13 protein-coding genes are annotated in these 12,856 nt (G+C 69.0%); 9 read left to right on the forward strand and 4 right to left on the reverse strand.

Translation table 11 applies throughout. The features are described 5' to 3' along the window. Window positions 1-99: 99 nt before the first annotated feature. Genes CKW34_RS06105 through CKW34_RS06120 form a run of 4 tightly spaced genes read left to right on the forward strand, consistent with a single transcriptional unit; the run spans window position 100 to window position 4,918 of the window. Complete coding sequence (locus tag CKW34_RS06105; protein ID WP_059381533.1) at window positions 100-1,119, forward strand: NAD(P)-dependent alcohol dehydrogenase; 1,020 nt, start codon at window positions 100-102, stop codon at window positions 1,117-1,119. A gap of 6 nt (window positions 1,120-1,125) precedes the next feature. Then, window positions 1,126-2,598, forward strand: coding sequence for a mannitol dehydrogenase family protein (locus tag CKW34_RS06110; RefSeq protein ID WP_059381532.1), 1,473 nt, complete (start codon window positions 1,126-1,128; stop codon window positions 2,596-2,598). Continuing rightward, the gene (locus CKW34_RS06115) at window positions 2,595-3,527 is read left to right on the forward strand and encodes a carbohydrate kinase family protein (RefSeq protein ID WP_059381531.1); all 933 of its coding nucleotides are present in this window, start codon (window positions 2,595-2,597) and stop codon (window positions 3,525-3,527) included. The genes CKW34_RS06110 and CKW34_RS06115 overlap by 4 nt, the downstream gene beginning before the upstream one ends. Further along, on the forward strand, window positions 3,524-4,918 hold the full coding sequence (locus tag CKW34_RS06120) for a xylulokinase (protein WP_059381530.1): 1,395 nt from the start codon (window positions 3,524-3,526) through the stop codon (window positions 4,916-4,918). Before CKW34_RS06115 ends, CKW34_RS06120 begins: the two co-directional genes overlap by 4 nt. Window positions 4,919-4,928: 10 nt before the next feature. Here the strand turns inward: CKW34_RS06120 and CKW34_RS06125 are convergent, their stop codons facing one another. The 3 genes from CKW34_RS06125 to CKW34_RS06135 all read right to left on the reverse strand — a co-directional run bounded on the left by CKW34_RS06125 (window position 4,929) and on the right by CKW34_RS06135 (window position 6,931). Continuing rightward, complete coding sequence (locus CKW34_RS06125) at window positions 4,929-5,597, reverse strand: pentapeptide repeat-containing protein (RefSeq protein WP_059381529.1); 669 nt, start codon at window positions 5,595-5,597, stop codon at window positions 4,929-4,931. Window positions 5,598-5,709: 112 nt separating this feature from the next. Next, window positions 5,710-6,261 carry a CGNR zinc finger domain-containing protein gene (locus CKW34_RS06130; RefSeq protein ID WP_059381528.1) on the reverse strand — a complete coding sequence of 184 codons (552 nt, stop codon included), beginning with the start codon at window positions 6,259-6,261 and terminating at the stop codon, window positions 5,710-5,712. 151 nt (window positions 6,262-6,412) lie between these two features. After that, complete coding sequence (locus CKW34_RS06135; protein WP_059381527.1) at window positions 6,413-6,931, reverse strand: phosphatase domain-containing protein; 519 nt, start codon at window positions 6,929-6,931, stop codon at window positions 6,413-6,415. A 99-nt stretch (window positions 6,932-7,030) separates the two neighbouring features. Here CKW34_RS06135 and CKW34_RS06140 point away from each other — a divergent pair, with 99 nt between their 5' ends. Both CKW34_RS06140 and CKW34_RS06145 read left to right on the forward strand, forming a co-directional pair. Continuing rightward, entirely contained in the window at window positions 7,031-7,519 is a 489-nt protein-coding gene (locus CKW34_RS06140; protein ID WP_059381526.1) for a VOC family protein, read from the forward strand. 33 nt (window positions 7,520-7,552) lie between these two features. Then, the gene (locus CKW34_RS06145; protein ID WP_059381525.1) at window positions 7,553-8,923 is read left to right on the forward strand and encodes an MFS transporter; all 1,371 of its coding nucleotides are present in this window, start codon (window positions 7,553-7,555) and stop codon (window positions 8,921-8,923) included. Window positions 8,924-8,948: 25 nt separating this feature from the next. On the opposite strand, the gene CKW34_RS06150 is transcribed toward CKW34_RS06145, so the two are convergent. After that, window positions 8,949-10,475: an AMP-binding protein gene (locus CKW34_RS06150; RefSeq protein WP_059381524.1), complete on the reverse strand. Its 1,527-nt coding sequence runs from the start codon at window positions 10,473-10,475 to the stop codon at window positions 8,949-8,951. A 759-nt stretch (window positions 10,476-11,234) separates the two neighbouring features. Between CKW34_RS06150 and CKW34_RS06155 the strand changes: the two genes are divergently transcribed. The 3 genes from CKW34_RS06155 (at window position 11,235) to CKW34_RS06165 (ending at window position 12,774) form a co-directional block, all read left to right on the forward strand. Continuing rightward, a complete protein-coding gene (locus CKW34_RS06155; RefSeq protein ID WP_231921808.1) occupies window positions 11,235-11,498 on the forward strand; it encodes a hypothetical protein in 264 nt (87 codons plus the stop codon). A 77-nt stretch (window positions 11,499-11,575) separates the two neighbouring features. Beyond that, the gene (locus tag CKW34_RS06160; RefSeq protein ID WP_059381523.1) at window positions 11,576-12,184 is read left to right on the forward strand and encodes a ClpP family protease; all 609 of its coding nucleotides are present in this window, start codon (window positions 11,576-11,578) and stop codon (window positions 12,182-12,184) included. Further along, window positions 12,181-12,774, forward strand: coding sequence for an ATP-dependent Clp protease proteolytic subunit (locus tag CKW34_RS06165; protein WP_016693874.1), 594 nt, complete (start codon window positions 12,181-12,183; stop codon window positions 12,772-12,774). The genes CKW34_RS06160 and CKW34_RS06165 overlap by 4 nt, the downstream gene beginning before the upstream one ends. Window positions 12,775-12,856: the final 82 nt, after the last annotated feature.

Raw genomic sequence — 12,856 nt, forward strand, 5'->3', positions numbered from 1 at the left:
ACGCTCCGTGAGCATCTGCTCAGGGGTGCGTGCATCTGCTCAGTACGTTAGCATCGCAGTGTGACCCACACAACAGTTCGCCCGACGCTCCCGGACACGATGCGTGCCGCCGTGCTTCTCGAACCGGGCCGCATCGAGATGCAGGAACGGCCACTACCTGCACCGGAGCCCGGCGACGTCCTCGTCCGGGTGACCACCGTGGGGGTGTGCGGTTCGGACGCGCACTACTACCGCGAAGGACGTATCGGCGAGTTCGTCGTGACCGATCCGATCGTGCTCGGCCACGAGGCGTCCGGGGTCGTGGTCGCGGTCGGAGACGGTGTTCCGCAGAGCCGGATCGGCGAGCGGGTCTCGATCGAACCGCAACGCCCCGACCCGCTCACCGAGGAGACGCGCCGCGGCGACTACAACCTGTGCCCGCACATGCGCTTCTACGCCACACCGCCCGTCGACGGCGCGCTGTGCGAGTACGTCACCATCGGGGCGGCCTTCGCGCATCCCGTTCCGGACACGGTGTCCGACGACGCCGCCGCCCTGTGCGAGCCGCTGTCGGTCGGTATCGCGGCCGTCCGGAAGGCCCGTGTCACCGCCGGCTCACGAGTCCTCGTCACCGGCGCCGGGCCCGTCGGCATCGTCGTCGCACAGGTCGCGCGCGCCTTCGGTGCGGTCGAGGTCGTCGTCACCGACCTCGACGAGCGACGACGCGAGACCGCACAGTCGTTCGGGGCGAGCGCTGCGCTCGATCCCCGCGTCGACGACCCGTCGGCCCTGCGCGTGGACGCCTACATCGACGCGTCCGGCGCCCCCGCCGCCGTCGACTCGGGTATCCGCGCGGTCCGTCCCGGCGGCACCGTCGTCCTCGTCGGATCCGGCGCCGAGACGATGACCCTGCCGGTGCAGCTGGTCCAGAACCGCGAACTGATCCTGACCGGCGTGTTCCGTTACGCGAACACGTGGCCGACCGCGCTCGCGCTCCTCGGGGCGGGCCGGGTCGATCTCGACTCGATGGTCACCGCCCGGTTCCCCCTCGACAAGACCGCCGACGCACTCGAATCCGATCGCACACCCGGAAACATCAAGGCCGTCGTGGACGTGACCGATCCGGCGGGAAAGGACTGAAGATCCATGCACGTGAACGAGCAAACGCTTCCCGAGCTGGGTGTGCCCGTCCCGAGTTACAGTCGGGACGACGTCTCCGTCGGCATCGTGCACTTCGGTGTGGGCGGATTCCACCGCGCGCATCAGGCGATGTACGTAGACCGGCTCCTCGAACAGGGGAAGGCGAAGGAATGGGGTATCTGCGGCGTCGGGGTGCTCCCCGGTGATCGCCGCATGCAGGAGGCACTCGCCGCGCAGGACCACCTGTACACGCTGGTGCTCACCCATCCCGACGGCACGTGGGAGCCGCGGGTGATCGGCTCGATCGTCGACTATCGTTACGCTCCCGACGATCCCGAGGCCGTCATCGAGTTGCTCGCGGCCCCGACCACCCGGATCATCTCGCTGACCGTCACCGAGGGCGGCTACAACATCCGTCACGACACCGGCGAGTTCGACGTCGACGATCCGGCCGTGCAACACGATTTGCGGTCCGGTGAACCCCCGGCCACCGTCTTCGGTCTCGTCACCGAGGCTCTCGCCCGGCGTCGGGAGCGGGCACTGCGCGCCCCGACGGTGATGTCGTGCGACAACATCGAGGGCAACGGAAGCGTCGCGCGTCGCGTCTTCACCGAATACGCGCGCCTTCTGAACCCGGATCTCGCGGAGTGGATCTCCGAGCACGTCCGCTTCCCGAACTCGATGGTCGACCGGATCACCCCGGTGACCACCGACGAGGTGGTCTCGGCGTTGTCCGAACGCTTCGACGTGCAGGACCGCTGGCCGGTCGCCGCCGAGCCCTTCACCTCCTGGGTCCTCGAGGAGGCCTTCGCCGACGGGCGCCCGCCTTTCGAGGATGCGGGAGTGCAGATCGTCGACGACGTCGCTCCCTACGAGCTGATGAAGTTGCGTCTGCTCAACGCGGGTCATCAGGGGCTCTGCTATTTCGCGTATCTCATGGGATACCGGCTCGTCCACGAGGCCGCACAGGATCCGCTCCTCGCCGGATTCGTCCGTGCCTACATGGACACCGACGCGACGCCGACCCTGAAACCGGTGCCGGGCATCGATCTCGACGAGTACAAGACCACCCTCATCGAGAGGTTCGCGAACCCCGAGATCCGGGACACGATCGCCCGCTTGTGCGCCGAGTCGTCCGACCGCATCCCGAAGTGGCTGGTGCCGGTGATCCGGGAGAACCTGGCCACCGGTGGTCACGTGCAGTCGTCCGCGGCGATCGTCGCCTCGTGGGCGCGCTACGCCGAAGGCGTCGACGAACAGGGGCAACCGATCGAGGTGGTCGACCGGCTCGCCGACACGCTCGTCCCGATCGCGCGACGACAACTCACGCATCCCACTGCTTTCATCGAGAACACCGAGGTCTTCGGTGATCTCGCGCAGAACCACCGCTTCGTCGACGCCTACACCTGGGCGCTCAACGCCCTGCACAACGACGGCGCCCGCGCCACCCTGAAAGAACTTCCGGGAGAGCCGGAATGAACGGCCACGCGCTCGTCGTCGGAGAAGCCCTCGTCGACATCGTCCACCGCGGCGGTGCCGAACCCGTCGAGCATGTGGGCGGGAGCCCGCTCAACGTCGCGCTGGGTCTGGGGCGGCTCGACCGGCCCGTGCAGTTCACGACACGCGTCGGCACCGACGCCCGCGGACGGCGGATCGTCGACCATCTCGCGGCCTCCGGTGTGTCGTTGACGCCGGGCAGCGCGGCAGCCGAGCGCACAGCGACCGCGCAGGCGGAGATCGACGAGAAGGGTTCCGCGAAGTACGAATTCGATATCGTCTGGGATCCGGTCGAGCCACCACCGTCGGTGGACGCCGTGCTCGTGCACACCGGATCCATCGCGACGGTGCTCGAACCCGGTTGTGAACTCGTCGCCGAACTCGTCGCGCAGCAGGCAGGAACGTCCACGGTGAGCTTCGACCCGAACGTCCGCCCGGCACTGATCGACGACCCGGCGTGTGGGCGGGAACGGATCGAACGCCTCGTCTCGCTCGCCGATGTGGTCAAGGCCAGCGACGAGGACCTGACGTGGTTCGCACCCGACCGCGATCCCCTCGACACCGCACGGGACTGGCTCTCGCGAGGGCCGGCGATCGTCGCGGTGACCCGCGGAGAACGCGGTGCGGTGGCGCTGTGTGCGGCCGGAACCGTCGAGGTGCCCGCCGTGCGGGTCGAGGTTGTCGACACCGTCGGGGCAGGCGACGCCTTCACCACCGGTCTGCTCGACGGATTGTGGACCTGCGGACTCCTCGGCGCCGATAATCGGGAACCGCTGCGCGGCATCGGGATCGACGACCTGCGCGACGTGCTCGACACCGCCGCGTGGACGTCCGGTCTGACCGTCGCGCGCGCCGGCGCCGACCTGCCCACGCTGGCCGACCGTACCGCGGCCCGGGAGGCGGCACGATGACGCTCGTCGCCGGGATCGATTCGTCCACCCAGTCGTGCAAGGTCGTCGTGTGCGACGCCGACACCGGAACCATCGTGCGCGAAGGTCGTGCTCCGCATCCGCCCGGCACCGCGGTGGACCCGCTGGAGTGGCGCGCCGCCTTCGATCGGGCATGTTCCGAAGCGGGCGGACTCGACGACGTCGCGGCGATCTCGGTGGGAGCGCAGCAGCACGGCATGGTCTGCCTCGACGACCGCGGCGACGTGGTCCGCGACGCGCTGCTGTGGAACGACACGAGATCCGCAGCGGCAGCAGCCGATCTCGTCGACGAGGCCGGTGGCTCGGCCGCGTGGGCCGAGGCCGTCGGGGTGGTCCCGCTCGCCGCGATCACCGTCGCGAAGACCCGCTGGCTCGCCGACCACGAACCCGGCAACGCCGACCGCACCGCGGCGCTGTGCCTGCCGCACGACTGGCTGACGTGGACGATGCGTACCGACCGCGACCTCGACCGGCTCGCCACCGATCGCAGCGACGCGAGCGGCACCGGCTACTTCGACGCGTCCACGGACACCTATCGCCGGGATCTGCTCGAACTGGCCCTGCGCCGGCCGAGTCCGATCCTTCCGCGGGTCGCCGGGCCGGCCGAGAGCGTCGGTGAGACGGTCGCCGGTGCCCTGCTCGGTCCGGGGGCCGGCGACAATGCGGCGAGCGCGCTGGCCCTCGACGTCCGCGAAGGCGATGTGGTCGTCTCGATCGGCACGTCGGGCGTGGTGTGCGCGGTGTCCACGACACCGGCCCGCGATGCGGACGGTTACGTCGCGGGATTCGCCGACGCGACCGGCCGGCATCTGCCACTGGTGTGCACGCTCAACGGGGCCCGGGTACTGGACGCCACCGCGACGATGCTCGGCGTCGACCACACCGAGCTCACGCGGCTCGCACTCTCGGCGCCGGCCGGCAGCGACGGACTCGTGCTGGTCCCGTATCTGGAAGGGGAACGTACCCCGAACCGTCCCGGCGCGACGGGCGCACTGCACGGGCTGCGGCTCGGAACGGCGACTCCCGCGCATCTCGCCCGCGCGGCGTTCGAGGGCCTGCTGTGTTCGCTGGCCGACGGCATCGACCACATCCGGGCGCAGGGCACCGAGGTCCGGCGGGTGCTGCTCGTCGGCGGTGGGGCGCGCTCGCAGGCGGTGTGCGAGCTGGCGCCGGCGGTGCTGGGCATGCCTGTCGACGTTCCCGAACCGGGGGAGTACGTGGCGCGGGGCGCGGCCCGACAGGCGGCGTGGGTGCTGCGCGGAGGCGACGAGCCTCCCACCTGGGAACCCGAACCGAGCCGCCACTACGAAACCGACCCGGCCCCGCACGTGCGGGAGCGTTACGCGGAGGTGCGGGATCTGACCGACCGCTGACGAACAGTGCTCAGGGAAGGTCCTCGATGCGCAGGCCCAGGTGGGCGGCGAACTGTCCTGCCAGCGCTACGGCCTGGTGGGCGTCGATCGTCGCGCCCTTCATCCCGTCCATGTTGCGGATCGTGTCGATGCGCAGGCCGCGCAGATCGACCTGGTCGAGGGTTGCGCGGTCGACGTCGAGGACGCCGACGGAACAGTCCTCGAAGGCGACGCGGGTGAAGGTGCCCCCGCCCAGATCCAGTTCGTCGACGATGCAGCCGCGGAAGAGCACGTCGCGTCCCGTGGCGGCCCGCAGATTGACCAGGCCGAGTTTCGAATCCGCGATCGTGACACTGCGCAGATCCGCGTCGAAGAGGTCCAGCGCACCGATCCGGCTGTCCCGGATGTGCACGCGGTGCAGGCTGCTGCGCGGCGCGAACAGATTCGGTGCCTGCATGCGCTCGACCACGGCGTCGCGCAGGCGTGCGCTCGTGAGGTCGCTGTCGGCGACGATCGGTGTGACGAGCGAACATTCGGACATGACGATCCCCGTCAGATCACGGCCCGTGAGGTCCGTGTCGGTGTAGCGCACGCTCTCGAAGATCCCGTGCGCGAGCAGCTCGTCGCCGTCCGCGTCGGTGAGGACACCGAGGTCCGGAGCGTCGATCCTCGGCGGGTGGGTGGTGGAACGAGCAGCCATGGTTCTCGGGGCCTCCGGATCGGTCGGGTGTCTGCCGTTCAGCTTCCCAACCCGTCGGGTTCGGGGGAACGTGGGGGACAGTCCCGTCGCCGGTGGCGATGTGCTACTCGGGCTATGCGGGTCGACGCTGCTGGGCCGCCCGCGCTCGGTGCCTGCGCACAGCGGCGCGGTTCGCGCAGCGCACGGAGCAGTACCGCTGGCGACCGTTGCGGGTGATGTCGACGACCACGGCCGAGCACGGGTTGGTGGGAATGTCCGCTGCGGCGCACCGGTGGAGGCGGTGCATTCCGCGCGTGGTGAGGTGCAGTGCCGTGCCGACGCTGATTACCGCGCGCAGTACGTCGGGGAGCGGTTGGACCTCGTCGCGGTAGTGCAGGTGCCACCCCTCGCCGTCGTGATCGGTCAGCCGGGGATAGGCCGCTGCGGTGGCCATCTGCGCGTTGAGCAGGCGCGCACGTTCCCTGGGGTCGGACGCGTCGACGATGGCGAGCCAGTCGTCGATGACCTCGCGGGTGCGTGGATGGTCGTCGGGCGCGGTCGGGAAGTCCATGGTCATCCCCACCTCGCGCGTACGGGCCACGATGCCGTCCCGATCGTCGGGCCAGTCGCCGGCCAGCGACGCCGCGAGGAGGACCGCATACTCGCCGTAAGGGTTGAGATGCATAAGGCCATTACTGTACGTGCGCTGCGTCGGGTGCGGGGCCCGGCGCGTCGATCTCGGCGGGGCGCCTTTCGTTCCACCGACCGCGCTGAGTACCGAAGTGTCCCAAAGCGATTGAGTCACCGGTCGAGTAGCGGACGTGTGCAGATTCCCGTCAGAAATCGCCCTCTGCGACCTGGAAACACACGAGTCCCATCCGACGCCACATGCGCACCACCTGATCACGGTCGTCGAGCACCGCGATGATGCGGTAGCGGTGCCGGATGTGACGGTCGAACAGCTCGGCCTTGACGATCGAATCCTTCCGGTTGTCGCCGGCCGGACGCATGTACAGCTCGTCGTAGGGGATGTCGTGCCGGGCGAGCCACTCCTCGGTCTCCGGCCGGCACACGCCGTCGCGTCCCGAGAGCAGCACGATCGCGGCCCGGTCGGGTGCGGCGGCGAACGCGCATACCGCGGCCTCGACCGCCGGGGAGACGGTGTCCTCACCCACTCTGTGCCAGTGGAAGGGACTCCGGTCGCTCATGTGCGCGAGCGTTCCGTCGATGTCGACGAGCCAGGCCGCCGGCAACGTCGGATCCTCGAAGTACCGCGCCGGCGGTGCGGGCGCGGTGCTCGGTGGGCGGTGCCGTTGCCTCCCCGGTTTCCTGCGATCGCGCGTCTTCTTCGTCACGGACGACGTATACCCACTCCTGCTCCGCGATGAGTATGCGAGCCGACCGAGGTCTGCCTTCGTGACAGGGGAACACATTCGACGACACGAGGAGTCACGATGCCCAGGATCACCCCGTGGTTGTGGTTCGACATGAACGCCGAAGAGGCCGCGAACTTCTACATCGGCATCTTCCCCAACTCCAAGATCGGTGAGATCACCCATTACACCGAGGAGTCCACCGGAGGCGACATCCCGGTTCCGCCGGGGACCCCGATGACGGTCGAGTTCTTCCTCGACGGCCAGGTCTTCTACGGACTCAACGGAGGACCGCAGTTCCGGTTCTCCGAAGCGGTGTCCTTCCAGATCGACTGCGCCGATCAGGAGGAGGCCGACCACTACTGGTACGCGCTGACCGCCGACGGCGGCGAGGAATCCGCGTGCGGATGGTTGAAGGACAAGTACGGCCTGTCGTGGCAGGTGGTACCGAAACGGCTGAACGAACTGCTCGCCGACCCCGATCCGGAGGTCGCGAAGCGCGTGACCGCCGCGATGATGAAGATGCGCCGGATCGACGTGTCGGCGCTCGAGGCCGCCGCACGCGGCTGATCGGCGCCCGAGCGCTGCGGTACGTTTCGGTGCATGACCACTCGCACCCAGCGGCTCGACGACCTGCCGTTCACCGGCAGACATCGCCGCCTGCTGACCGGCTCCGGCGTGGGCTGGGCCCTCGACGCCATGGACGTCGGGCTGATCTCGTTCGTCATGGCGGCCCTGGCGGTGCAGTGGGATCTGTCGTCGACGCAGCTCTCGTGGATCGGATCCATCGGCTTCGTCGGCATGGCGATCGGTGCGTCCCTCGGTGGTCTGCTCGCCGACCGCATCGGACGCCGGCAGGTCTTCGCCGCGACGCTGCTCGTCTACGGTCTCGCGACCGGTGCGGCGGCGCTGTCGACGTCGGTGGCGATGCTCATCGCCCTGCGGTTCGTCGTCGGACTCGGACTCGGCGCAGAACTGCCGGTCGCGTCGACGCTGGTCAGTGAATTCGCGCCCCGCAAGGTGCGAGGGCGCGTGGTCGTCGCCCTCGAGGCGTTCTGGGCGGTCGGCTGGCTGCTGGCCGCTCTCATCGGCTATTTCGTCGTTCCTACCAGCGACAACGGATGGCGGTGGGCGCTCGCCGTCGGTCTCGTCCCGGCCGCCTACGCCCTCGTCGTGCGGTTCGGCCTACCCGAATCGGTGCGCTATCTCGAAAGTCGCGGACGGCACGCGGAAGCCGAGGCGATCGTGCGGGACTACGAGCGCTCGGCCGGGGTCACCTCTGTTCCGGAGGACAGCGACGATACGGACGACAGCGACGATACGAACGACAGCGACGATACGAACGACAGCGAACAGTCCGTCGCAGAAGTCGAGCGTGCACCCCGCGGATCGGTGTGGGCGCCGAACCTGCGCCGCCGCACCGCGGCGCTGTGGATCGTGTGGTTCGGCATCAACTTCTCGTACTACGGCGCGTTCATCTGGCTGCCGAGCCTGCTCGTCGCGCAGGGCTTCGACCTGGTCACCTCGTTCGGCTACACGTTGCTCATCACGCTCGCTCAGCTACCGGGCTACGGCGTCGCGGCGTGGCTGATCGAGGTGTGGGGACGCCGCCTGACGCTGGGGGTCTTCCTCGCCGGGTCGGCCGTCTCGGCGGGGTTGTTCGGGCTCGCCGAGACTCCGGGAACGATCGTCGCGGCGGGCATGGCGCTGTCGTTCTTCAACCTGGGCGCATGGGGTGCCCTGTACGCGATCGGACCCGAGCTGTATCCCACGCCGGTGCGGGGTGCCGGCACCGGTTCGGCGGCGGCCTTCGGGCGGCTCGCGTCGATCATCGCGCCGCTGCTGGTGCCGGTGCTGCTGGGCGCCGGCGGCAACGGTCTCGTCTTCGGTGCGTTCGCGGCATCGTTCGTCGTCGCCGCGCTCGCGGCGTTCACGCTGCCCGAGCGGGCCGGGACGGTTCTCGACGAGAGGTGACCTCGGGAACCGCCCCGGCCGGTGCTCAGAGACGCTCGCGCAGTTCGACCTTGCGGATCTTGCCCGAGGCGGTCTTCGGCAGGGCACCGAAGACGATGCTGTCGGGAACCTTGAAACCGGCGAGCTGCGAACGCACATGCGCGCGCAGTTCCGCTTCGTCGGTACTCGCGCCGCTGCGCAGTGCCACGTAGGCGACGGGACGTTCGCCCCACTTCTCGCTCGGCGCCGCGACGACGGCGGCCTCGAGAACGGCCGGGTGGCTGATGAGCGCCGCTTCGACCTCGACGGACGAGATGTTCTCGCCACCGGAGATGATGACGTCCTTCGCGCGGTCGCGGATCTCGATGTAGCCGTCCGGATGCATGACGCCGATGTCGCCGGTGCGGAACCAGCCGTCCGGCACGGCGCGGGCGGTCGCGTCCGGGTTGTTGTAGTAACCGAGCATCACGTTGTTGCCGCGCAGCGCGATCTCACCGGTCGTCTCGCCGTCGGCGGGAACGTCGGATCCCATCGGGTCGACGATGCGGAGTTCGCCGGCCACGACGTTGCCCACGCCCTGCCGGGAGCGCAGCCGTGCCTTCTCGTCCTCGGGGAGGACGTCCCACTCCGAACGCCACTCGCAGATCGCCGCCGGACCGTACGTCTCGGTGAGCCCGTACAGGTGGGTGATGTCGAGTCCGAGCGCGGTGCACCGCTCGATGAGGGCGGGTGCCGGCGGTGCGCCACCGATAGCGGCGACGACACGGTGATCGATGCCGCCCGCGTTGGGGGCGTCGACCAGCGACGCGAGGACGGTCGGCGCGCCGCACAGGTGCGTGACGTTCTCGGTGCGGACGAGATCCCAGATCCGCTCGGGGTCGACCTTGGGCAGACACACGTGCGTGCCACCGGCGGCTGTGACGGCCCAGGTGAACGTCCAGCCGTTGCAGTGGAACATCGGCAGCGTCCACAGATAGGTGGATCCGCTGTCCAGCCCGAAATGCGCCACCATCGCCAGGGCCTGCAGGTAGGCGCCGCGCGCGTGGTACATCACGCCCTTCGGATCACCCGTCGTGCCGGACGTGTAGTTCAGGGCGATCATGGTGCGCTCGTCGGCGAGCGGCACGTACCGGTGACGGGCGGCGGCGAGCCTGTCCTCGTAGTCGTCGCCGACGACCGTGATCGACGGCAGATCGGCTGTCGCCTCGCGTGCCAGATCGGCCAGCGACTCCTCGACGAGCAGGACCCGGCTGCCCGAGTGCTCGAGGATGAACCGCAGCTCCGGTGCGGTGAGGCGCGTGTTGAGCGAGACGAGCACGGCGCCCGCGTAGAGCACGCCGTAGTGCGCCTCGAGCATCAGCGAGGTGTTCGGCGCGAGTACTGCGACACGGTCGCCGGGTTCGACACCGAGAGCGTGCAGCATGCCCGACTGTCGCAGGCACCGATCGCGCAATTCGGCGTAGGTGCGACGGACGTCGCCGTCCACCATTGCGAGGTCGTCACGGAAGACCCGGGCGGAACGGTCGAGAAATGCCGTGGGCGTGAGTGTTTCGAAACTGAATTGCTCGGTCACGTCTGTCGGTGCTCCTTCGGATTACGTCGCGCGCGCACTCCCCATCGCGAACGATGATGCGCACACCTCCCCGTGTGCTGCGAGGGCGATGCCCATTCTTCCAAGAGCCGTTACCGATCTTGAACAGGGTCCACCCCTTTTCCGTACCGGCCGAACGCTCCGTCTGCCGTTGACCGGACCCGGAATCCGGCGTTCACTGAGAGGCACCGTGCCCGTCCACGAGAGAAGGCGAGCGGTATGAGTGCTCGGCAGAACGAAGCCCGCCGAACCTCCCGTCCGGCGCGGCGGCCGACCGCGACGCGCGCGAGGGCCACGGGGACGGAGGCTCCCGCCGAGCCTGTGCGGACGCGCAGCCGTCGACCTCGCGAGCCCGAGCCCACCGCGCGGCGTCGGTCCCGCGACTCCGATACCGGGTTGCGGCGTCGGGATCGCGACCCCGGAACCGGCTCGCGGCGCACCTCGACCCGAACCTCGTCCCGATCGACCACTCGGACATCGACCCGTTCGGACGCCACGCCCCGCTCTCGTGCGAAGCCGGCACCTCCGAAGGAGAGGCAACGACCACGTCCGCCGGCGAACGACGCCCGGGCCGGGAAACCCACCCGCCCCGCACGTGAGCGGACACGATCCGATCAGCCACAGCCGAAGCCCCCATCGCTCCTCGAGAGGCTGAAGGATGCGCTGCGGACCGGGGTCCGTACCGCACTGGACGGGATCCGGGGACTCGGGGCGAGACTGACCCGGAAGATCCGCGGATGGGTGGACTCGCTCCTGGGTGAGGTCACCCGCGGTGGTGTGGGACTGCAGGCGGTCCTCGCCGGCATCCGGGCCGCGCTGGAGGGCCGCAATCCGGCCCTCGCCGCGCTGGGCGGACTGATCTCCGGACTCAGCACCAAGGCGAAGATCGGACTGGCCGTCCTGATCGTGCTGGTGCTGCTGCTCGGACCGGTCCTGCTCGTGATCCTGCTACTGGCGGTCCTCGTCGCGGTGGTGATCAGCGCCGTCCGGTCCGCGGGGGACTGATCTGCCGGAACGACCGGTCCGTCTGCCGTGAGCAGACGAACCGCCGGTTCGCGCCCATCGGGGGTCAGGCTGGCTGCATGACGACCACCGAACCACTCTCGTACCGGGACCAACTGGCCGACAGACTCTTCCGTCAGCGCATCCTGCGACTGACCGGAGAGGTGGACGACGAGATGGCCGAGCGCGTCTGCTCGGAACTCGTCCTGCTCGCCTCCGCCGACGACCGGCGCGACATCGTCCTGCACATCAACTCGCCCGGCGGATCCGTCTTCGCCGGCCTCGCCATCTACGACACGATGCAACTCGTTCCCAACGACATCGTCACCGTGGCAGCGGGATTCGCCGCCAGTATGGGGCAGGTCCTGCTCGCGGCGGGCACCAAGGGCAAACGCGCGAGCCTTGCCCACAGCCGGATCATGATGCACCAACCCTCGGCCGGATTCTCGGGGACGGCCGTCGACATCGCGATCCAGGCCGAGAATCTCGAATACATGAAACTGCAGTCGCAGCAGATCCTCTCGGACGCCACCGGGCATTCGCTCGAGGAGATCGAACGCGACAGCGACCGCGACCGATGGTTCACCGCCGAACAGGCACGCGAATACGGCATCGTCGACACGGTCGTCGGGTCGCTCGTCGAACTGGCGCCGTTCGCCGCGGGACGGCAGATGGGACTGGGACGATGAGTACCTACACGATTCCCAACGTCATCGAACGCACACCGGCGGGGGAGCGGTCGTTCGACGTCTTCAGCCGGTTGCTCAACGAACGCATCGTCTTCCTCGGCACCGAGATCGACGACGGGGTCGCCAACGTCGTGATGGCCCAGATGCTGCATCTCGAGGCCGAATCTCCCGACCGGGAGATCGGTCTCTACATCAATTCGCCCGGTGGATCGTCCACCGCGATGCTCGCGATCTACGACACCATGCAGTTCCTGCGTCCGAAGGTCGCGACCTATTGCATGGGACAGGCCGCGTCGGCGGCCGCCGTGCTGCTCGCGGCCGGAGCCCCCGGTCGCCGGCACGTGCTTGCACATTCGCGGGTGCTGCTGCATCAGCCGTCGGCGCAGGGGCAGGGCACCATCTCCGATCTGGCCCTGCAGGCGGCGGAGGTGATGAGGGTGCGGGCCCAGACCGAGGAGATCCTGGCCGCGCACACCGGGCGCGACATCGGCCGACTGCGCCGCGACACCGACCGGGACCGGATCTTCTCACCGACGGAGGCGGTGGCCTACGGCCTGGCCGATCACGTCGTCGTCGATCGGGACGGATGACCCGTCACGTGGTCACACTGTGACGTAGTTGCACCGTCACGTGGTCACACTGTGACGTAGTTGCACCGTCACGTGGTCACAC

Source organism: Rhodococcus rhodochrous (assembly GCF_900187265.1).
GTDB lineage: Bacteria > Actinomycetota > Actinomycetes > Mycobacteriales > Mycobacteriaceae > Rhodococcus > Rhodococcus rhodochrous.